Origin of the sequence: Mucilaginibacter limnophilus (assembly GCF_004005815.1) — a bacterium.
In the GTDB taxonomy this organism is placed as follows: Bacteria; Bacteroidota; Bacteroidia; order Sphingobacteriales; family Sphingobacteriaceae; genus Mucilaginibacter; species Mucilaginibacter limnophilus.
Map to the genome: position 1 here is coordinate 231,625 of NZ_SACK01000007.1, position 25,692 is coordinate 257,316.

The following is a 25,692-nucleotide window of genomic DNA, read 5'->3' on the forward strand; positions in this document are numbered from 1 at the left end:
GATTAGAGATCAGAGAAATAATCTGACCTCTAATCATCAATCAACTAATCTCTCCATCAACGATGGCTAAACCCAGCTTCGACGTTATATTCATGAACCTTGCTGCCGACCTGGCTTTGCGGTCGCATTGCGTAAAGGCTCATGTAGGGGCGGTGCTGGTAAAGGATACACGAATTATTTCCATAGGCTATAACGGCCCCCCTTCGGGTACGCATAACTGTGATGAGGAATGGCCTGAAACGGGCTGCCCGCGCGATGCAAGGGGTAGCTGTTCACTTGCGTTACATGCCGAGGAAAACGCCATCCTGTATGCAGTAAAAAACGGAGCTAACCTACAGGGAGCGACTTTGTACACCACATTATCTCCATGTTTACCATGTGCACGGCTGATATTTTCAGCAGGGATAAAACATGTGTTCTACAGCAAATCATATGCTGCATACAAAGGCCTGCCCAGCGACGAAGGCGTTGACTTTCTGAACCACTTCGGCGTTATAGCCGAACGTTTCGACGCCGGACTTAAGACTGAATAAAAGGCGTTATTTTGCTGAGCGCGAAATCAAGCTGTTCTTTCGGAGTAAGATAGCTGTTGTCTAACACAATAGCGTCAGGCGCCTGTACCAGGGGGCTTTCTTCACGGGTAGTGTCATCATGATCGCGCAGAGCCAGGTTTTCATATACCTCATTAATAGTGATATCAGGGTTTTGAGCTACAAGTTCTTTGTGGCGACGCTGCGCTCGGATCATTGGGTCGGCGGTCATGAATAACTTTACCTGCGCATCAGGGAATACGGTAGTGCCTATATCACGGCCATCCATAATAATATTAGCCGATTGTCCCATCAGTTGCTGCTGGCGTACCATGGCCTGCCTTACTGCCTTTATGGCAGCAACTTTGCTCACGTTCGAAGCCACCGGCATCTGCCTGATCTCATCCGAAACATCTTCACCATTCAAAAACACCTGTGCAAGGCCGTTTTGCGTCCTCAGCGATATGCTGATATCATTTAACGCCTGTTCAACAGCAGAGACATCGGTAAGGTCGATATTGTTACGCAGAAAATACAGCGTTACAGCGCGGTACATCGCGCCGGTATCAATATAAACAAAGTCGAGTTTTTTTGCCAGTGCTTTGGCTATGGTGCTTTTTCCGCATGATGAGTAACCGTCAATGGCTACTACCAGGTTGTTATTCATGGTATCGAAGGTACAAAAAACAATACTTTTTTAAGCCGCCGAACAGTATATTTGACAAAAATGAACTTCAACAAAACCGATCTTCAAAAAGAGATCACGTATAAAACATCACGCAGCGGAGGTAAAGGCGGACAAAACGTTAACAAGGTTTCCACTAAAGTAGAACTTCTGTTTTCTGTTGAAAACTCTTTATTGTTCACTGATGAAGAAAAGCAATTGATAGCAGAAAAACTACAAACCCGGTTTAACAAAGATGGACTGGTGCAAATAGTATGTGACGAAGAACGCAGCCAATATCTTAATAAGGAAAAAGCGGTTGAAAAGCTTATTGTATTATTAACTACTGCACTGCACCGCCCTAAAATTCGCAAAGCAGCTAAAGTAAGTAAAGCCGCTAAAGCGGCACGGCTGGAAAGTAAAAGGCGGCAATCGGACAAAAAAGAAAGTCGCCGTAAGAACTTTAATATTTAGTTGAAGCGGTAAAGCAGCGTTGCCGATCCCCATTGATGCGCTCGTGACATCTCTTTCACATCTTTTGTACTAAAGGTAGCTGCCAGGTCAACTATCCATCGGCTGCCACCGTAAGCCACGCCAAACTGCTGCATAAAAACCAGCGGTTTATGAGTAAGCGTTACTTCCTGGCTGCCGGCTTCATCATGCTTTTTAAACAAGCTGCCTTCAATTGTAGCATCATAAACCACATAATTAAGCAGTGGTTTTATATAGAAGAATAGCTCCCTTTTTTCAAGCGGTACAAATTGTCTGTTATTTATAGCGGTACTTTGTGTACTTACCGAGTTAAATAATTGGTTAAAATCGCCTAAACGAATAAGCGCTCCTGCTGCAGCACCTGTAAATCCTGTGCCTAAACGGGCGTAAGTATTAAGTGTAACATCGGCGCCATTGGTACGGGCAAGCAGGCGGTTGTATTCGGCAGCGAAGTTTAGCTGGAAGCTGTTCTCAATTTGATACTCCCATCCTTGAAGTGAGTAAAAGCCAAAAGTATCGTGTATCACATTCTGCGCTTCTTCACCCAGCGCGTCGGGGCCGATCACACCTACCTGTGCTGATAGTTTCAAATTCGTTTCATTAGCATACAGAAAGTTTAACGATGAACCTGCGTACAAGTACCCTGCGAAAGGCCTGTCGATCATTTGTCGTGAAGGTATGCTGCCGCTGATTGGATTGAATATCTTTTGACCAAGCTCAAATCCCAATACCTTATTTTTAACCTTAAGACTGTCGGCGGGCTTTATTTGCAGGCCATGTCGTAAAAACACAAAAAGTCCGTTGGTATAATAACGATCGGAACCTGATCCAAGAAATGAATCGTTATCGCTTTGAAAGCCGAATTCGTAACGGTGGGTTTGGGCATAAACGCTGAAGGTAACGCATAAACATACCATCAGCAAAAAACTTCTGCGCATTAGTGGTGGATTGTGGTGGAATTAAAAAGCCGGACTTTATGCCCGGCTTCAAAGTTATGGTATTTTCTAATTAATTGAACACAGGTCTTTCTTCTTCCCTTATGGTAAGATCGAGCGGTTCGTTTACTTTTTCATCAAGTAACGCCAGTTTAATCACATCGCGCATATCGGTAACATAATGGAATTTGAGGTCTTTAATGTAACTCTCCTTAATTTCCAGTATGTCTTTTTGGTTCGATTTACAAAGAATGATCTCTTTTATATCGGCACGCTTGGCAGCCAATATTTTTTCCTTTATACCACCTACCGGGAGTACACGTCCGCGAAGGGTGATTTCACCTGTCATGGCCAGGTTTGGTTTTACTTTACGCTGCGTAAAGGCTGATGTTAGCGCGGTAAGCATGGTTATACCTGCTGATGGCCCGTCTTTCGGCGTAGCGCCCGCAGGAACGTGTACATGCACATCCCATTGGTCGAATAATTTCGGGTTGATATCAAACTGCGATGCATGCGCACGCAAGTAGGCAAGGGCTATTATAGCCGACTCTTTCATTACATCACCAAGGCTGCCGGTAAGGGTAAGCTTTCCTTTACCAGGACTTAAGCTGGCTTCTATAAACAAGATATCGCCGCCAACCTGTGTCCAGGCCAGGCCGGTTACCACACCTGCTACATCGTTTCCTTCGTACAGGTCTTTATCGTAAATGGGAGGGCCAAGTATGGTCTCAACATCCTGTTTAGTAACAGAAGTGTTGTATGGTTCTTCAATAGCAATACTTTTAGCCACACCACGTACCACAGAGCCTACTTTTTTCTCCAGCGACCGCACGCCCGATTCACGCGTATAATCCTCAATCACTTTTTCTATTACGTCGTTCTTCATCACAACGTCTTTAGGTTTAAGGCCGTGTGCTTCACGTTGCTTGGGCAGCAGGTGCTGCTTGGCTATCTCTATCTTTTCTTCAATAGTGTAGCCATTCACCTCGATGATCTCCATCCTGTCGAGCAGGGCAGGTTGTATGGTGCTCAGTGAGTTTGCTGTAGCGATGAACATCACGTTGCTCAGGTCGAAATCAACCTCTACATAATGGTCGTAAAAAGTATTATTCTGTTCAGGATCAAGCACCTCAAGCAATGCAGACGATGGGTCGCCACGGAAATCGTTACCTACTTTATCAATCTCATCCAGGATAAAAACAGGATTTGCAGCGCCTGCTTTTTTAACCGACTGGATGATACGGCCCGGCATAGCGCCGATATACGTTTTACGATGACCACGAATCTCAGCTTCATCACGCACACCACCTAATGCCATACGCACGTATTTACGGCCCAAAGCCCGGGCTATTGATTTGCCAAGGGAAGTTTTACCAACTCCCGGAGGGCCAACCAGGCAAAGGATAGGCGCCTTCATGTCGCGCTTAAGCTTAAGTACAGCAAGGTATTCAATAATGCGTTTTTTTACCTTATCAAGCCCGAAATGGTCTTTATCAAGTATTTTTTGCGCACGTTTCAGGTCAAAGTTATCTTTAGTGAACTCGTTCCACGGCAGGTCGAGCAGTAACTCAAGGTAATTGATTTGTACCGAGTAATCGGCTGCAGCCGGATTGGTGCGGGCCAGTTTCTCAATTTCTTTATTAAAATGGTTTTTTACCTCATCAGCCCATTTCTTTTTAGCCGCGCGCTGCCTTAAGTTTTCTATTTCCAGATCAGGTGATGAACCGCCCAGCTCTTCCTGTATGGTTTTAAGCTGCTGGTTCAAGAAATAATCACGTTGCTGCTTGTCAAGATCGACCCGTACCTTTGTTTGTATCTGGTTTTTTAGCTCCAGCATCTGCAGGTCGAGCGTCAAATGCTCAAGTACAATGTTGGCGCGGTCGCGCAGGTTAGCTACCTCAAGCAGGCGTTGCTTGGCTGCCATATCGGCATTCATGTTTGAGGCGATGAAGTTGATCAGAAAAGGTGTGCTTTCGATATTACGAATAGCAATGCCTGCCTCGCTCGGTATATTTGGCGACAGTTGGATGATACTCATAGCCATATCTTTTATGGTTGAGATCATGGCTTTGAATTCCTTATCTTCTTTGCTCTTTACATCCCTGAAAGGCTCAATAGTTGCCTTTATGTATGGCTCGCTTTGAAGCTCTTCTTTCAGTACAAAGCGTTTTTTGCCCTGCAGTATCACTGTAGTGTTACCGTCGGGCATTTGCAGCATTTTAACAATCAGAGCCACTGTACCTACACGGTGCAGTTGGTTAAATGTCGGATCTTCAATATTTACGTCCTGCTGCGCAGCCACACCAATTATACGGTCGCCTTTGTTAGCTTCGCGGATAAGCTTAATAGATTTATCGCGGCCAACTGTGATAGGAATAACCACACCCGGAAACAATACAGTATTGCGAAGCGGCAGTATGGGTAATGATGGCGGAACTTCCTCGTTATTCATTTCCGCTTCATCATCAGATGACATCAGCGGAAAAAACTCCGAGTCTTCATTTATAATGGGTAGTGCGCTTTTAAAGTCAAATGGGTCGAAACTCATCAATGTTAAATTTTAAGAGAAAATAAACGTCAATTTGTCATGATTGGTGTATAAAACCGCTATTACATAACAAATTATTAACGCGTACATATATGGTCAACACCTATGCCAACTCTATAATTATTATACGTAACTATACAGCTAATAGTTTAAGTTGTTGAAAATTAATAGAATAAATTGGTATAGAGATTGCACATGTGATTATCAGTGAAAAAAAGTCATACTTTAGCTTGCAACCAATTACACTATTTATACCAATTATAAATTTTAGCAGACCTTTATAAATGCATAATAATTTAGTGCAAAGTTAGTTATTGTAATATTAATTTAGCTGCAGCATATTCCCGGTTAATGAGATTAACAGCGTTGATACCGTTTTTAATTGTGTCGTCTATTGAAAGTTCATGGGCCCAAAATTCGTACATAAAAATGGGCGAACAGGCGCTTATGGACGGAAACTTTAAAGCCGCGGTAAAACAGCTTGAAAAAGCCTGCCTTGTCGACTCAAGTAACGCCAATGCGCAGTGGATGCTGGGCTATTCATATTACCATAGCCAGAACTACAAAAAATCAATAATCGCCTATAACAAGGTGATCGCTATAAAACCTGCGGATGCTTCTGCATATTATTATCGAGCAAGGGCAAAAAGCTTTTTAGGCAGAGATAGCCAGGTGCCGGATGCCGATAAGGAAAAATATTTGTTAGGCGCCATTCACGACCTGACAAAGGCCATAGCGGTAAGTGCCGACCCGAACGATGTGAAACTTTTCCAAAACAGGGGTATAGCTTATCGGGAGTATGGCATTTTTAAATTACAGCATGCAACCCAGCCAAACGATAAAAGCCGCGGATTAAATTCATTAAGAGCTTCAGTTGCTGATCTGGAAAAAGTGCTTAGTAACAACCCCGACCGCAGCGATATTTCCATGCTGATCGATCTGTCTAAAGAAAAGCTGGCGTCGGCACTGGGCCATCATTGAGCAAATTTCCCTTCGATACGGTAATCATTCACACCAATAAGGTTTACATCCTGCTTTTTATCTATCCTGTATAACGAGTCAGGGTAATAAGCAAGCTTTTCAGTGCTATGATACAGTATGTTTTTTGTTTTGTTAACAATGAAGATACCAATGATCTTTTTACCTTTTCTTTTAATGTTTACCTCACGAACTTTCAGCTCAGGCTTTTTAGCTTTGTAAACGATAGAGTCCGGCGTTTCGGTAACCGTGTACTCGCCACGCCAGGCAGGTTTGTTTATGTCTGATCCGCTGAACAATGCCAGCTCACCTTCCCAATCGGTAATAATGATTGACTTATCCTGTGCAATATTATTATGTGAAGCTGATTTATAAACCGAAGGTTTGCTTACAGAAAGCCTGTCGGCTTCCTTTTTAAAGTATCCCTTCAAATCAAAATATGCGTTACCCTTATTAGCAATTTCAGGCTTGCAGCTTTGCAAGCCCGAAATTACCAGTACAGATATGATTGACAGTTTTTTATACCAATACATTACCGCTCATTTCGGCTGGTTTTTCCACGCCTAATATTTTTAAAACGGTTGGTGCAATGTCGCCTAATTTACCATCGTGCACTTGTTTAACGTCATTGTCGATAACAATGCATGGTACAAGGTTGGTAGTATGAGCGGTGTTTGGAGAGCCGTCTTCGTTAATCATGTAATCGGCATTACCATGATCGGCAATTATGATGAACGAGTAGCCATGCTTAAGTCCGGTTTCTACAACGGCCTGTGTACAGGCGTCAACTGTTTCTGCGGCTTTTATAACGGCTTCAAATACGCCTGTGTGGCCTACCATATCGGTATTGGCAAAGTTCAGGCATATAAAATCAGGCCATTCGGCTTCCAGTTCCGGAATGATGGCGTCACGAATACCTTCGGCGCTCATTTCAGGCTGAAGATCGTAAGTAGCTACCTTTGGTGAAGGGATTAACAAGCGTTTTTCGTTCTCAAATTCTTTTTCTCGACCACCTGAGAAGAAGAAGGTTACGTGCGGATATTTTTCAGTTTCGGCAATACGGATTTGTTTTTTGCCGGCATCCTGCAGCACCTCACCAATGGTTTTGGTCAGATCCTCTTTATTAAATACCACCTGCACATCCTTAAACGTTTCGTCATAAGGTGTCATAGTGATGTATTTTATCTTAAGCGGTTGCATGTTGTACTCAGGGTAGGCTTTTTGAGTAAGCGCAAGGCTTATCTCGCGGCCCCTGTCTGTACGGAAGTTAAAGCAAAGCACTACGTCGCCTTCCTTTATCACCGCAACAGGGCTGCCATCTGCATTCACATTCACTACCGGATTAACAAACTCATCGGTAACACCTTCAGCGTACGATTCTTTAATGGCATCAGTAATGCTTTGCGTGGTTTTACCTTCGCCGTGAACCATTACGTCATACGCTTTTTTAACGCGCTCCCAGCGGTTATCGCGGTCCATAGCATAGTAGCGGCCAATTGCCGAAGCAATTTTTACCGGTTTGCCCTGAATATATTGTTCAACATCGGTTACAAAGCCAAGTCCCGATTGCGGGTCGGTATCGCGGCCGTCCAAAAAGGCATGTATGTAAACTTTATCCAAGCCGAATTCCTGGCTAACGTCAACCAGACCTTTCAGGTGATAAATATGCGAGTGCACCCCACCGTCAGACACAAGGCCGATGAAGTGTACATCTTTGTTGTTCTGTTTAGCGTATTCAAAAGCTTCTTTGATAACCGGGTTGCTGCCAAGTTCTTTTTCGTCAACCGCTTTATTTATGCGGCCAAGTTCCTGGTAAACCACTCGACCGGCGCCAAGGTTCATGTGGCCAACTTCCGAGTTGCCCATTTGTCCGGCAGGCAAACCTACCGCGGTGCCCGAAGCTTCAAGCTTTGCATTTGGATATTTTTGCAGCAGCGAATCAAAAAAAGGTGTGTTGGCTGTATATATCGCGTTTGACGCATCCTGACGGCCATATCCCCAACCGTCTAATATAATAAGTGTTAATTTTTTATTTTCCACGACGCAAATATAAAGGCATCAGGTTAACTTTATATCTATAGTTTGCCATAAGTTTTTATTTATAATGATTTGTTACTAAATTGCTTTCAGTAAAATGCCATGACTAAACGCAGATTTTTGCCGGTGCTGATATTGTTTATGCTGCCGCTGCTTACCACAGCCGCGGAAATTGATGTTATTGCCGATCTGTTTAAATCTGGAAATTCTGCCGAACTGTCAAAGCATTTCGCTCAATCTCTTGATGTAACCTTACTTAAAGAGGAGAACGTTTACTCAAAAACCCAGGCTGAACTTGTATTAAAGAAATTCTTTGAGCAAAATAAGCCTAAAGCAGTTAAGGTACTGCACCGTGTAAACACCAGCAACACCTACCGGTTTGGTGTATTGCTGCTTAGTACCGATAAAGGCAACTACCGCGTATCACTCACCATGAATAGTATTAAAGGCAGTTTGCAGATAATTGAACTGCGTATTGAAGCTGAAAAACCTTAATTGTGGTTATTTGTTCTTACTTTTGAGCTCAAAATTTAGCCACTTTTGAATAAAGAACTAACTACACCATTTATTATCAATGCCTTACAGGAAGACATAGGTGACGGCGACCATACCTCGCTTTCTACTATTCCGGCCGGTACCATTGGCAAAGCCAAATTATTGGTTAAAGACGAGGGGATTTTGGCAGGCGTTGAACTTGCACTTTATATTTTTGAGATTGTTGATCCAACACTTAAAGTTGTTATTTATTTACATGACGGCGCTGAGGTAAAGCCTAAAGATATAGCTTTTGAGGTAGAAGGAAGCGTACACAGCATTTTGAAGGCCGAGCGGCTTGTGCTTAACTGCATGCAGCGTATGTCGGGCATAGCTACCCGCACACATGAGATTGTTGACCTGCTTGAAGGTACAGGTACCAAAGTGCTTGATACCCGTAAAACAACGCCAGGCTTGCGTTATCTCGAAAAATGGGCAGTGCGTATTGGCGGTGGTGTTAACCACCGTTTTGGCTTGTATGATATGATACTGATTAAGGATAATCATGTTGATTATTCGGGCGGTATCAGCCAAGCAATAAAAAATGCCCTTGAATATGTTGCCGGTACAAAAAAACTTGCAATTGAAATTGAGGTGCGCAACCTTGACGAACTGGAACAGGTTTTGCAAACCGGCGGGGTTGACCGTATATTGCTTGACAATTTCAACTTTACTGATTTGAAGCAGGCCGTTAACATGGTTGACGGCAGGTATATCACAGAAGCTTCGGGTGGTATCACTATTGAAAATGTACGTGACTATGCAGCTTGCGGTGTTGATTATATTTCAATTGGCGCGCTTACGCATTCGGTAAAAAGTTTGGATCTCAGCTTAAAAGCTGTTAAATAATGAGGGAAATAACCGTTATTAATCACTTAAACCATACTAAGGATATATGATATCCATCTATTCAGTTTCAGCGCTTATACTGGCCTACTTATGCGGGTCAATTCCAACAGCTGTTTGGATAGGATTATCGTTTTATGGCATTGATGTGCGCGAATACGGCAGTGGTAACGCGGGTGCTACCAATACATTCAGAGTATTGGGCAAGCAGGCAGGCATACCTGTAATGCTTATAGATATATTAAAAGGCTGGACAGCCACCAACCTTGCCTACATGATAGGCGTAACTACTACAGGGCCTTATAATTCGGTAGCGTTTACTAATTATCAGCTGGCTTTGGGAATTGCAGCAGTTATGGGACATTTATTCCCAATTTTTGCAGGTTTTAGGGGCGGTAAAGGCATTGCCACACTGTTTGGAATGATATTAGCTATTAACCTGCATGCGGCTCTGCTGTGTGTTCTGGTTTTTATTGTTGTGCTGCTTGTCACCAAATATGTGTCATTAAGCTCTATTCTGGCGGGTTTTATGTATCCCATCGGTGTAACATTTATTTTCCCGGTGTATGTAAAATCGGTCATTATTTACGGCATGTGCATATGTGTGCTGATATTGGTAACGCATCAAAAAAACATTGAGCGCTTATTGAAAGGCAAAGAGTCGAAAGTAAACTTATTCAAAAGAAAAACAACTTAGACGCTATGAAACTATTTAAACCTTTATTTGCAGTTATCGCCGTTACTGCAATTTACTCATGCTCAACAGTACCGCTTACAGGCCGCAAGCAGCTTAGCCTGGTAAGTGACGATCAGATCAACCAGGCTGCCGCTCAAAGCTATCAGCAGTTACTGTCTGACCCTCAAACCAAAGTGATATCTGGAACCAGCGACGCGCAACGTGTAAAAACCATCGGCAGCAGGCTGGCAACAGCAATTGAAAAATATCTAAACGACAACGGTTATGCTAATCAGTATAACTTTAAATGGGAATTTAACCTTATACAAAGCAAGGAAATAAACGCATGGTGTATGCCGGGGGGTAAGGTAGCTGTTTATAGTGGTATATTACCCGTTACTAAAACCGAGGCGGGCCTTGCCGTAGTTATGGGTCATGAGATTGCTCACGCTATTGCACGCCACTCGGCCGAGCAAATGTCGAAACAAATGGCTGCCGAAGCAGGCGGCGCAGTAATTGGCGCTGCAGCTGGCGGACAATCTCAAGCTACACAAGCGGTAATTGGCCAGTTATATGGTGTAGGCGGACAATTAGCCATGCTTAAATATTCAAGGGATAACGAGTCGGAAGCCGATAGGCTGGGCCTTATATTTATGGCTATGGCCGGATATAACCCTAACGAAGCGGTTGCTTTTTGGCAACGTATGGCAGCATCAAAACAAGCAGGCGGTTCGCCACCTGAATTTTTAAGCACTCACCCTTCTGACGCCACTCGTATAAAAAACCTGCAAAACAGGATACCTGAAGCAATGAAATACTACAAAAAATAATAAGATAATGTAATCCCGCTTCGGCGGGATTTTCTTTTTATATGGCCAAAATAAAGTTCCTTACAGCATACTGGAAAAACCTGGTAATGCTGAACTATGAAGTTGATCCTGCAATATTAAAACCTTATTTGCCTGCCGCAACCGAACTCGACCTGTGGCAGGGAAAAGCGCTGGTAAGCATGGTAGGATTTCTGTTTAACGACACACGGGTATTAGGCGTGAAGTGGCCGGGCCATGTCAACTTTGAAGAAGTAAACCTGCGCTTTTACGTACGTCATTTCAACGGTACCGAATGGAAGCGCGGGACTGTATTTGTAAGCGAGCTGGTGCCCAAGCGTATGATACCGCTAATTGCCAACACATTGTATAAAGAACATTACCGAAAGCTGCCTATGCGCCATGCCATTACAAAAGTTGACGCTGATTATACAAACTATCTGTATGAATGGAAGCTTGATGGCAAATGGAACAAGCTTGGCGCAACGGTTAACAACAACTTTGTACCGATTGAAGCCGGAAGTGCTGAAGAGTTTATACTGGAACATTACTGGGGTTACAACCGCCTTACTGATGTTAACTCGATGGAGTACCAGGTGGAGCATGTGCCCTGGCGGATAGCTGAAGTTAAGGACAGTATTTTTGAGGCGGATATAAAGAATTTATACGGCGACGTTTTCGAACCTTATTTAACCGTTAAGCCTTATTCGGTTTTCTTTGCAGAAGGTTCAGAAATTAATGTACGCGCCGCTACCCGATTGATGGTGCTCCAAGTACCTCAAGTATAGCTTTTGCCTTCAACAGGCACTCTTCATATTCTTTTTCAGCATCAGCATTAAAAGTTATAGCGCTTCCGGTTTGAAATGACAGGTATTTGTTTTCGGCGTTATACAGTAATGTGCGTATCACTACATTAAAGTCGAAGTCACCATCCGGACTAAAATATCCGATTGTGCCTGAATACACACCGCGTTTGGTGCGTTCGTATTGCTCCATCAGTTGCATGGCGCTAACCTTTGGCGCACCCGTCATGCTGCCCATTGGGAAAGTGTTTTTTATTGCCTGTACTTCTGATATGTTTTCAGCTATCTCACAGGAGACGGTAGATATCATTTGATGTACCTGTTTAAAGCTGTACACGCCGAAAAGTTCTTCCGTTTTTACTGTGCCGGACTTGGCTGAGCGGGTAAGGTCGTTTCGCACCAAATCAACGATCATCACATTCTCCTGAAGTTCCTTGGTATGCAGTTGTAGTGATTTTTTGTTGATCTCGTCCTGCACCTTATCGGCACTGCGCTTAGCGGTGCCTTTTATAGGTTGGGAGATCAGCTTATTACCTCTCTTAGCTAAAAAACGCTCGGGCGAGGCGCACAAAATATACTGATCGCGTAGCTTAAAAAAACAGGAGAACGGGTTAGGGGAGATGCCGTTAAGCGACTGAAAAACTTGCAAGGGATTTATTTCAGTATTCTCTGCATAAAACTCCTGGCAAAAGTTAGTTACATAAATATCGCCGCGGCTAATGTGTCCTTTTATTTTATTTGCTGTGTCAACGTATTCCTGCTTACTGAAACGACTTTTCAAGTTGATAGTTGGCTGGTTGTTGCTTGCGCTTAAATTAAAGCTCTGTATTTGCTGGACTAATGATTCAGGATCACCGCCGGTTATCTCAACAAAATCATTAGTTATGCTGATAATGTGTTTCGGAACAAAAAAATATAAGTCAGGAAATTGCAGGCCGTCGATGTTTTGTGATGATAGCTGCTCTATCTCGTTCTTCAGGTCGTACCCTAAAAATCCGAATACCCAGTTATTATACTTTTGCCTGAAATGCTCTAATTGCTTAAAAGCATCGCCTGCTTTAGCAGTTAACTCATCGGTCACGCCAACTGCTATTAACGTATTGTATTTGCCGTAAGGGTCGGTAAAATTATTAGAGTCAAGATAACATGCTACTTCAAATTGGGCGGCCCATTGCAGGGCCTTTTGTTTGAAGGTGAGAATATCTGTAATTGTGCGCGTCACAGGTGCAAAGGTAGGTTAAAATGAACGTGACTATTAATGAAAAAATGCCATTTCGAACGATAGTGAGAAATCTTCTGAAAGCAGGCTGTAGCCAGCTTATCGCAGAAGATTCTCCTCGTACCTCGTCGAAATGACATATATGTATTGATTGACAATTACAAAATTGTCAAAGTTCAAGCTTAATGCAACACCAAAGTCTGTTTCCTGTCCGGGCCAACAGACAGGTATTTAACCGGTACGCCAAGCTCGGCTTCAAGGAACTCCATGTAAGCGCTAAGCTTAGCCGGAATTTCGTTCAGTTCGGTAATGCCGGTCAGGTCTTCATTCCAGCCGTCAATTTCTTTTAGTATCGGTTTCGGCTCGATGGTGCAGATATCATACGGCATATAATCGATAGTTTCGCCGGCATAATCGTAATGGGTGCAAGCGTATATCTTGTCGAAACCGCTTAAAACATCGGCTTTGGTCATTACCAGTTGGGTAACACCGTTAAGCATAATAGCATATTTCAAAGCAGGAAGGTCTATCCAACCGGTACGGCGCGGTCTGCCGGTAGTTGCGCCAAATTCATGACCTACACGACGCAATTCTTCGCCGGTTTCGTCGTTCAGTTCGGTGGGGAAGGGGCCGCCGCCAACACGGGTGCAATAAGCCTTAAAAATGCCAATCACATCACCTATCTGGCGAGGCGCAATGCCTAAGCCGGTGCAAGCGCCCGCAGCTGTGGTGTTTGATGAGGTTACAAACGGATACGAACCAAAGTCGATATCCAGCATGGCACCCTGCGCACCTTCTGCCAACACTTTTTTACCTTGTTTTATGTAATCGTTTACCAGGTGTTCTGAATCCACCAGCGGGAACTGTTTGATCAAATCAATAGCTTCAAAGAAAGCCTGTTCGCGCTCACTGAAATCAGCTACCTCTCCATACAGCGATTGCAGCATTGAGCGGTGTTTTTCAACAAGTTTGTTGTAACGTTCTTTAAAATCCGGAAGCGTGATGTCGCCTATACGCAGGCCGTTCCGTCCGGTTTTATCCATATAAGTAGGACCGATACCTTTCAGCGTCGAGCCGATTTTACCTTCGCCCATCTTCTTTTCAGAAGCCGCGTCAAGCAGCTGGTGGGTTGGTAATATCAGGTGCGCTTTTTTAGCAATCACCAGGTTCTTTTTAGCCAGCAGGTCGTGCCCCGCATCCTTTAACTTATCAAGTTCTTTTTTAAGGGTGATAGGATCAATAACCACACCGTTGCCAATCAGGTTTAGCGTGTTATCAAAAAATATTCCCGAAGGGATAGTATTCAGTACAAATTTTTTACCGTCAAACTCAAGCGTGTGCCCTGCATTTGGCCCGCCCTGAAAGCGCGCAATCAGGTCATAACCGGCGCTAAGTACGTCAACAATTTTACCTTTACCTTCGTCGCCCCACTGGAGGCCCAATAATACGTCAACAGCCATTTATGTTATGCTATATTAATGAAAGGCGGCAAAGTTAAACTTTTCTGTCACAATAGCCTTCTTTTAATTTAACACAATTTCCATACAGGTTTAATGAGTGGTGTTTAATGTCAAATTTAAGCAGGTCGCCCATCATACTTTGTATCTGTTGTATGCGCGGGTCGCAAAACTCAACTACCTTGCCGCAGTCGATACAGATTATATGATCATGCTGTTTGTAGCCGTATGATTTTTCAAACTGGGCCATGTTTTTGCCAAACTGGTGTTTGGTTACCAGGTCGCATGATACAAGCAGCTCAAGTGTATTGTAAACCGTAGCGCGGCTAACACGGTATTTTTTATTCTTCATGTGGATATACAACGATTCCACGTCAAAGTGGTCGCTACGTGAGTATATCTCTTCCAATATGGCAAAGCGCTCAGGTGTTTTACGCAGGCTTTTGTTTTCCAGATAGGCCTCGAATATCTTTTTTACCAGAGCAATGGTTTCCGTTTGGGGCATTGTTTTTACAAATAAAAAGTAAAGGTAGTTAAATTTTAAGAGTTGAATATTATAGAATCAAGAATCAGGAATCAAGATATTTGGATTTTATGTCATCCTGATTCCTGACTCTTAATTCCTGATTCTGAAAACTAAGACGCTTTCTCTACTACCGAATCAAAACGTTCAACCGATGTAACGCCTCTAACCTGTTTCAGTTTTTTAACCAGGTCTTCAAGGTGCTGCGTATCGTTCACATACACCATTATCGATCCTTCAAAAATGCCGTTATCGCTATCGACAGTTATCGATCGCATGTTAACTTTAAAATCGTTCGATATAACGGTAGTGAGCTTGTTTATCAAACCAACATCATCTATACCACGTATTCTCAGGCCGGTTAAAAATGCAAGTTCCTGCTGATTTGTCCAGCGGGCTTTAACAATACGGTAACCGTAGTTGGCCATCAGCTTTGCCGCGTTAGGGCAGTTGGTGCGGTGTATCTTAATACCATCGCTTACGGTGATAAACCCGAATACATCATCGCCGGGGATAGGATTACAGCAGTTGGCCAGCTTATAATCTATCTTTTGCATATCCTCACCAATAAGCAGTATATCACTGTCCTTGGTTTTTATGCTGCGCAGAAGGCTTTGTACCTGTTCAGCCTCAATTTTATCCTGTGGCTTGGCTTCAATGGTTTTTTCGGTAACCTGGTATTCCCGCAGGTCCTTTATGTCAATAACACCTTTGGCTACATTATAAAACAGGTCTTGCGTGGTTTGCAGCTTAAAATAGTAGCTCAGCTTATGGATATTTTCTGAGTTATAAGTGATCTTCAGCGACTTCAGCTTACGCTCCAGTATCTCTTTGCCATCCTCGGCGATCTTCCGTTTTTCTTCTTTTAACGCCGATTTAATCTTGGCTTTCGCTTTAGCGGTAACCACAAAGTTCAACCAGTCCTCTTTAGGTGTTTGCTTGCTCGAGGTAATCACTTCTACCTGATCGCCGTTTTGCAGCTTATAACTTAGTGGTACCAGTTTGTGGTTTACTTTGGCGCCGATACAGCTTGCACCCACGTCACTGTGTATTTCAAAAGCAAAATCGAGCGCAGTAGCGTTCAGCGGAAGTTGTATCAAGGCACCCTTCGGCGTAAAAATGAAGATCTCGTCAGAGAAGAGGTTCATTTTAAAGTCGTCGATAAAATCCAGCGCGTTGGTGTCAGGATTCTTCAGCATTTCACGTACTTTTTGTACCCATTGGTCAAGCCCGCTGTCGGTGCTTGACTCTTTGTACTTCCAGTGCGCCGCGAAACCTTTTTCGGCAATCTCATTCATGCGGTTAGTACGTATCTGTACTTCCACCCACTGGCCTTTAGGGCCCATAACAGTAGTGTGCAATGATTCGTAACCGTTTGCCTTCGGAGATGATACCCAGTCGCGCAGGCGGTCGGGATTGGGGCGATATAAGTCGGTAACAATACTGTATGCCTTCCAGCAATCAGCCTTTTCATGTTCAGGCGGACTATCCAGTATTATCCTGATTGCGAACAAATCATACACTTCCTCAAACGGAATAGACTTTTTCTTCATCTTGTTCCATATCGAGTGTATAGATTTTGGCCGGCCAAATACGTCGGCATGAAGGCCCTGGCTTTGCAGCACCTTTTTTATCGGCTCAACAAAGTCGCGGATAAACTTTTCGCGCTCGGCCTTTTTTTCATTCAGTTTCTTTTTAATCAGTTGGTAAGTTTCACGTTCCATGTATTTCATGGAAAGATCTTCCAGTTCTGATTTTATGGCATACAAGCCTAGCCTGTGCGCAAGCGGAGCATACAGATATACCGTTTCTGATGAAAGCTTTAACTGCTTATCGCGCGGCATAAACTCCATGGTTCGCATGTTATGCAGGCGGTCGGCAAGCTTTATCAGTATCACCCTTACATCGTCGGCAAGGGTAAGCAGCATTTTGCGGAAATTTTCGGCTTGCAACGAACTGTTGGTATCGAACACGCCCGAGATTTTGGTCAGGCCGTCAATAATTTTAGCCACTTTTTTACCAAATTCACGCTCAATATCGTCAAGCCCCATGTCGGTATCTTCCACAACATCATGCAGCAGCGCACACACTATTGAAGTTGTACCCAAACCTATCTCCTCGGCAGCTATCTGAGCAACGGCAATGGGGTGGTATATGTACGGCTCACCCGATTTGCGGCGCATATCCTTATGGCTTTCAAGGGCCATATCAAAAGCCTTGCGTATCATGCGTTTATCACCCTTTTGCAGGGTTGATTTTGATGCACGCAGCAATGCCCGGTAACGCTTAAGTATTTCGGTTTTCTCAGCTTCCAGATCAATCACTAAATCTTTCATTCACCGTATTATAAATATTCTTTTTATCATTAACTTGTAACAAAATTTATAACTTGCAGGTTATCTGTTATAACCTGAAAAATTGCACTAATTTTGTGTACAAGTAAAAATATGAAATTAATTGGTTTTGTATTGTCATGGCTGTGTTGTTTACCGTTATTATCGGTAGCGCAATCTGCACCACCTGTTAAATTAGGCAAAAATGACACCATCAAGACGTACATGACCGAACTTGACGGCGAAATGGTGCCCTGGATAGTACTGGCAGATGTAAAGATTGTGGATACCCGGATTTTTGCCAGCGAAGAAGACCGTTTGAAATACCGGCGCCTGCGTTATAACGTGTATAAAGTAATGCCTTACGCCCGTTTTGCAGGTGAGCGTTACCGTCAACTGCAGCGCGACCTTGCACTTACTGCTGATAAAAAGAAACAAAAAGAGCTTGTTAAAGCCTGTGAAAAACAAATAAAAGATCTGTTTAACCGCGAAATTAAAAACCTGACTATTAGCCAGGGCGAAGTATTGATAAAGCTGATTGACCGTGAAACAGGAAACAGCAGTTATGCTATGCTAAAGGAAATGAAGGGTGGCCTCAACGCGTTCATGATGCAATCAGTTGCGCGGATATTTGGCCATAATTTAAAGCAAGAGTACGACCCGGAGCAGGAGCGTGATATTGAAGCCATCATCCAGCAAGCGGGGTACGACAAGCAGTACAATTAGAACATGACATCTACCATATACCCCTTTACCGTTGAGCAATTTAACGGTGAAGAAATTAGCCTATCGGCATTTAAAAATAAAGTTCTTTTAATAGTAAACACAGCCTCGCAGTGCGGGTTTACACCGCAACTGAAAGATCTTGCCGAACTAAAAGAAACTTTTGCAGGGCAGGATTTTGAGATACTTGCTTTCCCCTCAAACGACTTTGGCGGCCAGGAGCCGTTGGATGGCGCCGAGCTTGAAGCCTTTTGCGCTACAAAAGCTTCTAATTACAGGGTGTTTAACAAAATAAGAGTACGCGGGCCTTACGCGCATCCGCTGTTTAAATTCCTGTCAGACAAAAAGCAGAACGGCATATTTAATGCTACGCCACGCTGGAACTTTACCAAGTTTTTGGTTGACCGGTCGGGAAAGGTGATCGATTTCTTTTATCCTTTTACTAAGCCTACTTCCTCAAAGATCAGAAAAAAGATAAGCCGGTTATTACAGGCCGAAAACAACGAAAAGTAATATGAAACTTGATATATTGGTATTACCGGTTCATCCGGATGATGCAGAACTGGGCTGTGCAGGCACATTGCTTAAACACATAGCAATGGGCAAAAAAGCAGGTATTGTTGACCTTACTCAAGGTGAACTGGGTACACGTGGTACAGCCGAGATACGCATTGCAGAGGCTAAGGCTGCTGCTGAGATACTTGGCCTGAGCGTACGTGAAAACCTCGCCCTTCCCGATGGTTTTTTTGAAAACACAAAAGAGTTTCAGCTGAAGGTAATTGAAGCAATAAGGAAATATCAGCCTGAAATTATTATTACCAATGCTTTGCACGATCGTCATCCCGACCACGGGCGCGCTAATCAACTGGTAGAAGCATCTGTTTTCCTGTCGGGATTAAGACGCATTGAAACTTATGATAACGGCGCCCTGCAGGACGTGTGGCGGCCAAGGCTTGTTTTGCATTTTATACAGGACAGGTATATTCAGCCTGATATAATGGTTGATATTACCGAGCACTGGGATAAAAAGGTAGAAAGTGTTATGGCTTTTAAATCGCAGTTTTATAATCCGGAGTGGGAGGAGGAGCCGCAAACCTATATTTCTTCGCCTGAATTTATTAAAAATGTTGAAGCAAGGGCTATTGAACTGGGCAAAAATATAGGCGTAAAATATGCGGAAGGCTTTACATCCGCAAAGCTGCTGGGGGTAGATAACTTATTCAGCCTGTTATAATTATCAGGGCTTTATATAGTCGAAACGGTTGTTGTCTTTACTCTTTTCTCGTCTCAGTTTGTTCTCGTTCGATAGCTTTAACAGGATACCTGATAATTCTGACGTTTTAAAATCGGAATCGAAATGCTCTTTACAATAAGAAGCAATTGATGATATAGAACGTGGAACATCAAAAAAATCGGTATTTAGCAGCTGGTTAAGTACACGTGTCGCACCTGGTTTTTTGCGTTGCTGCACGCCGGTAAAAGCCTCATCCGGCCGAAGCCTGCGTCCGCGTTTAAATACTTCGTTGCCATCGCTGTCGGCGCGCTCAATATCAATAAGTACATCAAAAAGTTTCTCGGCGATTTTTACCTGTACAGCCTCTGATTTAAAGGTGTTTACAACTTCAGATATCTCTGCCAGTTGTTTTTTCAGGCGTTCCATTTGTTTATTCATGATAGGTAGCAGTTTAAATTCTTTTCAAAGCAAAAGGTTCAGTTAGTAATAAAAATAATTACTTAATAATACAAAAAGTAACTCGTAAACTATTTTTTTATCATACATATAAACGTTTATATACGATTATAGTATTTTACTAATAAAAAAAGCGCCTGTTTGCTTAAAAACAGACGCCTGTAGCAATATTATTACAGTTATTATAAATTAACACATATTTCACTAAGCGCTTTAATACCTGCGTCAATATGAGCCTTATCCATTATCAGCGCAGGGCGAAAACGTATAGTGTGTGGCCCGCAGCCCAAAAACATTATATTGTGCTTAAACCCTTCAGTAATTAACTTTTCCCGTTTCCCTCTGTCAGGCAAATCAAAGGACGTTAACAGTCCTTTACCCCGTACGTTGGTAATAACAGGTATATCTGCTGCAGCTTCTTTCAGGCAGTTTTGCAGATAGTCACCCATCTCAGCGGCATTGGCGCACAGATTATCTTCCTCAATGATCTCCAGTATGCGGGTTGACCGCACCATATCAACCAAACTACCGCCCCAGGTTGAATTAATGCGTGACGATACTTTAAACACGTTATGCTCTACTTCATCAATACGCGGACCGGCCAGTATGCCGCATACCTGCATTTTTTTGCCAAAAGCTATGATATCAGGCCGTGCGTTCTCACCAAAATGCTCGTGACACCAGAATTTTCCTGTTAATCCTACGCCGGTTTGAACTTCGTCATATATAAGAAGCGCTTCATACTCGTTAGCCAGTTGGCGCAACTGCTCGGCAAATTCTTTACGCATATGGTTATCACCGCCTTCCGATTGTACAGGCTCAACAATTATCGCGCAAATGTCATCCTTATTGGTTTCAAAAGCCTTGCGTATCTGCGCTACCGAAAGCGCTTCACGCCGTAGGAGGTCCTCGTGACTGTCATCTGTGTAAGGAAACTTAATATAAGGAAACGAAACCCGCGGCCAGTCGAACTTGGCATACCACTTGGTTTTTACCGGGAGCGTGTTAGTCAAGCTTAATGTATAACCCGAACGCCCGTGAAAGGCATGTTCAAAATGCAGTACTTTATGCCCTTTTTCTTTGGTGTAGCCTTTAGCAAAGTTCTTTTGTACCTTCCAGTCCATAGCCGCCTTTAGGGCGTTCTCAATAGCCAGTGTTCCGCCTGAAATAAAGAAGGCATGCGGCAAATAATCAGGGATACCTACGCGACCGAAAGTCTCAACAAACTGGGCGTATTGCGTGGTGTAGATATCCGAGTTTGATGGGTTGGTTAATGCCGCCAGCAGCAGGTTGTTTTTAAACGTTTCGTCGTGCAGCATTTTGGGGTGATTATAGCCCAGTGGTACCGATGCGAAGCAAGTAAAAAAGTCGAGCAGGGTGCGGTTATGTTTCGAATCATAGATGTACACGCCACTGCTTTTCTCCATGTCAAAAGTAAGGTCGAATCCATCGGCTAAAATGTGTTTTTGTAAAGTTTGCTGAACGTTTTCAGGTGGTATCTGCAAGTGGTACATGGTACAATCGGTTTCTAACAAATTTAACAAAAACCCTTAAAAAACGAAATTTAAGCGGTTTTTGAACCGATGCGGATAAAAAAGTAACTTTAAGCTGTTTAAACTTATTATTTATACCAAAGCTCTTTTTAGTATGACGAGTCAGCTCTGATTTTAAAGGTATTAAAACCGCTCTTTCATGCCTAAAATGCTAAGCAAACCGCCTGTATGTATAGCCAGTATGCGGCTGCCGGATTCAAAATGCCCCGATTTGATGAGATCAAAAATAGCGTAGAAAAGCTTGCCGGTATAAATAGGCTCAATCAGTATACCGGTGGCAGCAGTAAAATCTTTTACAAAGCTGATTAGCTCCGGAGTAGTTTTGGCGTAACCGCCGAAATGATAGTTGTTATGCAAATGATAGGGGATGAGAGCGGTTGCATACCTGTCAATTTCGGCTTTCATGAAATCACCCTTAAGCACCGGCACTCCGTGGAACTCTGTACGTAAATTATTTTCACTTATACCATCAATAATACCTGCAGCGGTTGTGCCCGTTCCACAGGCGCAAAAAATGTGATTGAAGGGTTCGTCAAGTTCTGCTACCAGTTCTGCACACCCTTTAGCGGCCTCTGGTGAAGCACCGCCTTCGTCAATAAAGAAAGCGCTTTCATCATCACCGAAGTACTTTGTGAACAGAGCTGGTTTATCACGATAGCTTTCACGGTCGGTAAACATCAGTTTCATGCCGTGCATTCGGCATAAAAACAGCGTATCGTTATCCACTTCTTCACCCCGTACAATGCCTGTTGCTTGAAAGCCGAACTTTGCAGCAGCGGCGGCAGTTGCCAGTAAATGATTAGAATATGCCCCGCCGAAGGTTACCAGGTGGGTTTTATTTTCGGCCTGTGCTTTAAGCAGCGGATACTTCAATTTTCGCCATTTATTGCCCGATATAAAAGGGTGTATCAGGTCGTCGCACTTTACAAATACATGAACGCGGTGCTCATCAAACAGTGGACTGTGTATCTGCTGCACCGGGCTCTGTATTTGTAAATCAATCTTCATAATTAACGCGCGCTTAACCGTATTGCAATATTACCTATATGCAACCATAAAAAACGATTACTTTTGCGCCAATGGCAGAAGATACCGAACTAATAGAACAGGAAGAACAAGACCTTTACGAACACCTGCGCATTGTGGTTGACAAGGGGCAATCATTACTGCGAATTGATAAGTTCCTGATGCACAGGGTTGAGAATGCTTCACGTAATCGCATACAAAACGCTATAGACCTTGGTAACGTGCTGGTGAACGATAAACCTATCAAGTCGAGCTACAAGGTTAAACCGCTTGATGTAATATCAGTGGTGCTGCCGCATCCTCCGCGCGATACCGAGGTTTACCCGGAGGATATCCCGTTAAATATTGTTTACGAAGACGATGATGTGCTGATAGTGAACAAAGAGGCAGGCATGGTGGTGCACCCTGGTTACAATAACTATACGGGTACGTTAGTGAATGCGCTGGTATTCCATTTTCAGCAACTGCCAACCCTGCCGGGTAACGATGGCCGGCCCGGTTTGGTGCACCGTATTGATAAAGATACTTCAGGCCTGTTAGTGATCAGCAAGAACGAACGCGCCATGAACTATCTGGCCAAGCAATTTTTCGATCATACCATCACCCGGAAGTACATCGCGCTGGTATGGGGCGATATAGCCGAAGATGGTACTGTTACCGGCTTTATCGGGCGAAGCCTTAAAGACAGGCGTGTGATGGACGTTTATGATACCGAAGAAAAGGGCAAATGGTCAGTTACGCATTATAGGGTGCTTGAGCGCTTAAATTATGTTACGCTGATAGAATGTCAGCTGGAAACCGGGCGTACACACCAGATACGCGCGCATATGAAAAGCATTGGTCACCCGCTGTTTAGTGATGCAATTTATGGTGGCGATAAGATTTTGAAGGGGACCGTTTTTAGCAAATATCGCCAGTTTGTTGATAATTGTTTCGAGATGATGCCGAGGCAGGCGCTGCACGCGCAGGTACTGGGCTTTAAACATCCGTCGCAAAAAAAAGAACTTGTTTTTGAAGCGCCCTTACCGGAAGATTTTGAAAGTGTGCTGCAAAAATGGCGTAAGTATGTGGCTACAGATGTGAAACAATAGCTGTGAGATTTGAGACAAAAATATACCTTAACAACTCTTTAATCGTTAACTATCTCAATAAAACAACTGATTATCTCAAATCTAAATGATGCCTTTATACATCAACTTTAATGGTGAAGTTGTTCCTGCAGATTCAAAAGTGTTTGCGGCGGATAACCGCGCCTTCAGGTATGGCGACGGCTTGTTTGAAAGCATGCGCATGATGAAGGGGCATCTGAAGTTTCCTGACCTGCATGCCGACCGCCTGCAGCGGGGGATGAAGGCATTGAAGATTGATGGCTACTCGCAAACTGATGCCTGGTTCCTGAAAAATAAGGCTGAAGAACTGGCCATTCGTAACAAAGTAAAACATGCGCGGCTAAGGCTGACCGTATTTCGTGATTCCGAAGGTTTATATGCGCCTACGCAGAACAAAATGAGCTACTGCCTTGAGCTCCAGCCTATGGACGAGCCCCGGTACTTCTTGAATGAAAAGGGACTGATTATGGATGTGTTTACCGATCTGCCTAAGCCATCCAACTACCTGTCGAATATAAAAACCTGCAACTCGCTTATCTATGTAATGGCGAGCATTTACAAGGCGCAAAATAATCTTGATGATGTTTTCCTGCTTAATCAAAATGGCTACTTGTGCGAGGCCAGCAGTTCAAATATTTTCATCTGGTATCAAAATCATTTATACACACCAGCCCTAAGCGAAGGCTGTGTAGAAGGCGTAATGCGAAAAGTGATAATAGATATCGCCAAAAAAAGTAATATCCCTGTAACTGAAGCCCAGATCAACCCTGAAATACTATACGAAGCCGACGAGGTGTTTTTAACTAACGCAGTACGCGGCATACAGTCAGTTATGGGGTATGGTGTAAAGCGTTATTTCAACCGCCTCAGCAAAGGGCTTATGGATGAGCTGAACAAACTGTAAATTTTTTGTTAAAGTAAATCGTAAACTTTTCATTCAGAGTAGATTGCGATGAGCGAAGTAAGTTTGCAGGCAATAATCTTTATTTGCATGGGTTATAAATAAAGATTTTGCCCAACATTTAACAGGGTATTTATGTTGTAAAGTAAAACCGAATACTTCATGCTGTTACAAATTCTGCCCCCCGATGGCTCAATGCCATACACTGAGACTAACATGGCGCACTTTTTTCCCGAGCCATGGAATATGGTTACTTCGGCATTATTCCTGATACCTGCTTTTTACTGGATAATTAAACTTAAGGGTTTTGATAAAAGGCATAGCTTTTTAAGTGTAGCAGTTTGGTTGCTGCTTACGGGATGCATAGGCAGCACGGTTTACCACGGTTTAAGGCGGTGGAGCTTTTTTATGTATATGGATTGGGTGCCTATTGCATTATTATGCATGATGGCCAGCATATACTTTATTTTCAGGGTTACAGGTAATAAGGTTTATGGGGTAGGCGTATTGGTTGCCTTTGCGGCAGTTGAGCTGATATTACAGGAGTTATATTATGCTTATGATAAACATGTAATGTTCACCCTCAATTACCTGTTAATGGTGCTGATGATTGTTGGACCGCTGCTGCTGCTTTTGGTTAAAACCCGGTGGAAGAATGGCTGGCTGGTAGCGGGCGCCTTTACAGCTTTTGGTATGGCACTGTTTTTCAGGTTGGTTGATACCGAAGCTTACCTGCCTATGGGTACACATTTTTTATGGCACACCTTCGGGGCTGTGGCCACATCAATGATATTCCTGTATATTTATCGCTTAAACGGCTTTGTATTTATTAAACAACCAATCCACGAAGACGCAGTTATACGGACGTTATATAGCGCTGAGCCTGAAGGCAGGACGGGATCATAAGCATGCTATTTAATGTTGTCTTTAAATTTGTAAAAGCGAACCAAGCATTCACACGTGCCCTTCGAGGATTCAAGTGGAATTAGTTCTATCATCATGGATGAACGTAAATGCTGAACAAGTCCAGTATTACATGAACTTCATAGAGCCTGAAGAACCCACCGTTCACTTGCTAATTCCGGCATCAGCTGAGGCGGAAATTACAGGCAAACCCATAGCAGAAACGTTAAAAGGCTCAGGTGCAGCCGGCAGGTTTTCTTTGGTTACTTTCCCTTAGACTTGTTATTTTGTTAAAGAAGTAGTAACCAAAAGCAGCAGGATGTTCTTATGTTACTTTTAAGGCGTGCCTGCCTATCAAAAGATTGAAGACCCTGCTGCTTGCTGA

At 43.4% G+C, this 25,692-nt stretch carries 27 protein-coding genes; 15 read left to right on the forward strand and 12 right to left on the reverse strand.

Annotation, left to right across the window (positions count from 1 at the left end):
• Positions 1 to 62: 62 nt before the first annotated feature.
• Positions 63 to 533, forward strand: a complete 471-nt coding sequence (locus tag EOD41_RS15905; protein ID WP_127706712.1) for a deoxycytidylate deaminase — start codon at positions 63 to 65, stop codon at positions 531 to 533.
• Here the strand turns inward: EOD41_RS15905 and cmk are convergent.
• Positions 520 to 1,197, reverse strand: coding sequence for a (d)CMP kinase (cmk, locus tag EOD41_RS15910; protein WP_127706713.1), 678 nt, complete (start codon positions 1,195 to 1,197; stop codon positions 520 to 522). The genes EOD41_RS15905 and cmk overlap by 14 nt on opposite strands.
• Before the next feature lie 60 nt (positions 1,198 to 1,257).
• On the opposite strand from cmk, the gene arfB reads away from it, so the two are divergent.
• Positions 1,258 to 1,668: an alternative ribosome rescue aminoacyl-tRNA hydrolase ArfB gene (gene arfB, locus EOD41_RS15915; RefSeq protein ID WP_127706715.1), complete on the forward strand. Its 411-nt coding sequence runs from the start codon at positions 1,258 to 1,260 to the stop codon at positions 1,666 to 1,668.
• Here the strand turns inward: arfB and EOD41_RS15920 are convergent.
• Positions 1,665 to 2,624, reverse strand: coding sequence for a lipid A deacylase LpxR family protein (locus tag EOD41_RS15920; protein WP_127706717.1), 960 nt, complete (start codon positions 2,622 to 2,624; stop codon positions 1,665 to 1,667). The two genes, arfB and EOD41_RS15920, sit on opposite strands and share 4 nt — an antisense overlap.
• 70 nt (positions 2,625 to 2,694) lie before the next feature.
• Positions 2,695 to 5,169 (reverse strand): endopeptidase La, encoded by a 2,475-nt coding sequence (lon, locus tag EOD41_RS15925; RefSeq protein WP_394342471.1) that lies wholly within the window; start codon positions 5,167 to 5,169, stop codon positions 2,695 to 2,697.
• A 351-nt stretch (positions 5,170 to 5,520) separates the two neighbouring features.
• Between lon and EOD41_RS15930 the strand changes: the two genes are divergently transcribed.
• A complete protein-coding gene (locus tag EOD41_RS15930; protein ID WP_127706721.1) occupies positions 5,521 to 6,150 on the forward strand; it encodes a tetratricopeptide repeat protein in 630 nt (209 codons plus the stop codon).
• On the opposite strand, the gene EOD41_RS15935 is transcribed toward EOD41_RS15930, so the two are convergent.
• The gene (locus EOD41_RS15935; protein WP_127706723.1) at positions 6,144 to 6,680 is read right to left on the reverse strand and encodes a hypothetical protein; all 537 of its coding nucleotides are present in this window, start codon (positions 6,678 to 6,680) and stop codon (positions 6,144 to 6,146) included. The two genes, EOD41_RS15930 and EOD41_RS15935, sit on opposite strands and share 7 nt — an antisense overlap.
• The gene (gene gpmI, locus EOD41_RS15940; RefSeq protein ID WP_127706725.1) at positions 6,667 to 8,187 is read right to left on the reverse strand and encodes a 2,3-bisphosphoglycerate-independent phosphoglycerate mutase; all 1,521 of its coding nucleotides are present in this window, start codon (positions 8,185 to 8,187) and stop codon (positions 6,667 to 6,669) included. Before gpmI ends, EOD41_RS15935 begins: the two co-directional genes overlap by 14 nt.
• 99 nt (positions 8,188 to 8,286) lie before the next feature.
• Between gpmI and EOD41_RS15945 the strand changes: the two genes are divergently transcribed.
• Genes EOD41_RS15945 through EOD41_RS15965 form a run of 5 tightly spaced genes read left to right on the forward strand, consistent with a single transcriptional unit; the run spans position 8,287 to position 11,855 of the window.
• Entirely contained in the window at positions 8,287 to 8,679 is a 393-nt protein-coding gene (locus EOD41_RS15945) for a DUF4783 domain-containing protein (protein ID WP_127706727.1), read from the forward strand.
• Positions 8,680 to 8,724: 45 nt separating this feature from the next.
• Positions 8,725 to 9,567 (forward strand): carboxylating nicotinate-nucleotide diphosphorylase, encoded by an 843-nt coding sequence (nadC, locus tag EOD41_RS15950; protein ID WP_127706729.1) that lies wholly within the window; start codon positions 8,725 to 8,727, stop codon positions 9,565 to 9,567.
• Between the two features lie 46 nt (positions 9,568 to 9,613).
• Positions 9,614 to 10,261 carry a glycerol-3-phosphate 1-O-acyltransferase PlsY gene (gene plsY / locus EOD41_RS15955; RefSeq protein WP_127706731.1) on the forward strand — a complete coding sequence of 216 codons (648 nt, stop codon included), beginning with the start codon at positions 9,614 to 9,616 and terminating at the stop codon, positions 10,259 to 10,261.
• A 5-nt stretch (positions 10,262 to 10,266) separates the two neighbouring features.
• A complete protein-coding gene (locus tag EOD41_RS15960) occupies positions 10,267 to 11,070 on the forward strand; it encodes a M48 family metallopeptidase (protein ID WP_127706733.1) in 804 nt (267 codons plus the stop codon).
• Between the two features lie 41 nt (positions 11,071 to 11,111).
• Positions 11,112 to 11,855: a YqjF family protein gene (locus EOD41_RS15965; RefSeq protein ID WP_127706735.1), complete on the forward strand. Its 744-nt coding sequence runs from the start codon at positions 11,112 to 11,114 to the stop codon at positions 11,853 to 11,855.
• On the opposite strand, the gene EOD41_RS15970 is transcribed toward EOD41_RS15965, so the two are convergent.
• From EOD41_RS15970 to EOD41_RS15985, 4 genes are all read right to left on the reverse strand, one after another.
• On the reverse strand, positions 11,818 to 13,092 hold the full coding sequence (locus EOD41_RS15970; RefSeq protein ID WP_127706737.1) for an anthranilate synthase component I family protein: 1,275 nt from the start codon (positions 13,090 to 13,092) through the stop codon (positions 11,818 to 11,820). The two genes, EOD41_RS15965 and EOD41_RS15970, sit on opposite strands and share 38 nt — an antisense overlap.
• A gap of 179 nt (positions 13,093 to 13,271) precedes the next feature.
• Positions 13,272 to 14,549 (reverse strand): adenylosuccinate synthase, encoded by a 1,278-nt coding sequence (locus EOD41_RS15975; RefSeq protein ID WP_127706739.1) that lies wholly within the window; start codon positions 14,547 to 14,549, stop codon positions 13,272 to 13,274.
• 34 nt (positions 14,550 to 14,583) lie between these two features.
• Positions 14,584 to 15,051: a Fur family transcriptional regulator gene (locus EOD41_RS15980; protein ID WP_127706741.1), complete on the reverse strand. Its 468-nt coding sequence runs from the start codon at positions 15,049 to 15,051 to the stop codon at positions 14,584 to 14,586.
• A gap of 131 nt (positions 15,052 to 15,182) precedes the next feature.
• Positions 15,183 to 17,405: a RelA/SpoT family protein gene (locus EOD41_RS15985; protein WP_127706743.1), complete on the reverse strand. Its 2,223-nt coding sequence runs from the start codon at positions 17,403 to 17,405 to the stop codon at positions 15,183 to 15,185.
• Between the two features lie 111 nt (positions 17,406 to 17,516).
• Between EOD41_RS15985 and EOD41_RS15990 the strand changes: the two genes are divergently transcribed.
• Genes EOD41_RS15990 through bshB1 form a run of 3 tightly spaced genes read left to right on the forward strand, consistent with a single transcriptional unit; the run spans position 17,517 to position 19,359 of the window.
• Positions 17,517 to 18,128, forward strand: coding sequence for a DUF4294 domain-containing protein (locus EOD41_RS15990; protein WP_127706745.1), 612 nt, complete (start codon positions 17,517 to 17,519; stop codon positions 18,126 to 18,128).
• Between the two features lie 3 nt (positions 18,129 to 18,131).
• A complete protein-coding gene (locus tag EOD41_RS15995) occupies positions 18,132 to 18,638 on the forward strand; it encodes a glutathione peroxidase (protein ID WP_127706747.1) in 507 nt (168 codons plus the stop codon).
• A 1-nt stretch (position 18,639) separates the two neighbouring features.
• Positions 18,640 to 19,359: a bacillithiol biosynthesis deacetylase BshB1 gene (bshB1, locus tag EOD41_RS16000; protein ID WP_127706749.1), complete on the forward strand. Its 720-nt coding sequence runs from the start codon at positions 18,640 to 18,642 to the stop codon at positions 19,357 to 19,359.
• A gap of 3 nt (positions 19,360 to 19,362) precedes the next feature.
• Here the strand turns inward: bshB1 and EOD41_RS16005 are convergent, their stop codons facing one another.
• The 3 genes from EOD41_RS16005 to EOD41_RS16015 form a co-directional block, all read right to left on the reverse strand.
• Positions 19,363 to 19,797: a hypothetical protein gene (locus tag EOD41_RS16005; RefSeq protein ID WP_127706751.1), complete on the reverse strand. Its 435-nt coding sequence runs from the start codon at positions 19,795 to 19,797 to the stop codon at positions 19,363 to 19,365.
• A gap of 200 nt (positions 19,798 to 19,997) precedes the next feature.
• Positions 19,998 to 21,329 (reverse strand): L-lysine 6-transaminase, encoded by a 1,332-nt coding sequence (gene lat, locus EOD41_RS16010; protein WP_127706753.1) that lies wholly within the window; start codon positions 21,327 to 21,329, stop codon positions 19,998 to 20,000.
• A 162-nt stretch (positions 21,330 to 21,491) separates the two neighbouring features.
• Positions 21,492 to 22,376: a 1-aminocyclopropane-1-carboxylate deaminase/D-cysteine desulfhydrase gene (locus EOD41_RS16015; protein WP_127706754.1), complete on the reverse strand. Its 885-nt coding sequence runs from the start codon at positions 22,374 to 22,376 to the stop codon at positions 21,492 to 21,494.
• A 71-nt stretch (positions 22,377 to 22,447) separates the two neighbouring features.
• On the opposite strand from EOD41_RS16015, the gene EOD41_RS16020 reads away from it, so the two are divergent.
• The 4 genes from EOD41_RS16020 (at position 22,448) to EOD41_RS16035 (ending at position 25,584) form a co-directional block, all read left to right on the forward strand.
• On the forward strand, positions 22,448 to 23,485 hold the full coding sequence (locus tag EOD41_RS16020) for an RluA family pseudouridine synthase (protein ID WP_127706756.1): 1,038 nt from the start codon (positions 22,448 to 22,450) through the stop codon (positions 23,483 to 23,485).
• Positions 23,486 to 23,570: 85 nt separating this feature from the next.
• Positions 23,571 to 24,407, forward strand: coding sequence for an aminotransferase class IV (locus EOD41_RS16025; RefSeq protein ID WP_127706758.1), 837 nt, complete (start codon positions 23,571 to 23,573; stop codon positions 24,405 to 24,407).
• 159 nt (positions 24,408 to 24,566) lie between these two features.
• Positions 24,567 to 25,310, forward strand: coding sequence for a hypothetical protein (locus EOD41_RS16030; protein ID WP_164849953.1), 744 nt, complete (start codon positions 24,567 to 24,569; stop codon positions 25,308 to 25,310).
• A gap of 73 nt (positions 25,311 to 25,383) precedes the next feature.
• Complete coding sequence (locus EOD41_RS16035) at positions 25,384 to 25,584, forward strand: hypothetical protein (RefSeq protein ID WP_127706762.1); 201 nt, start codon at positions 25,384 to 25,386, stop codon at positions 25,582 to 25,584.
• The last annotated feature ends 108 nt before the right edge of the window (positions 25,585 to 25,692 follow it).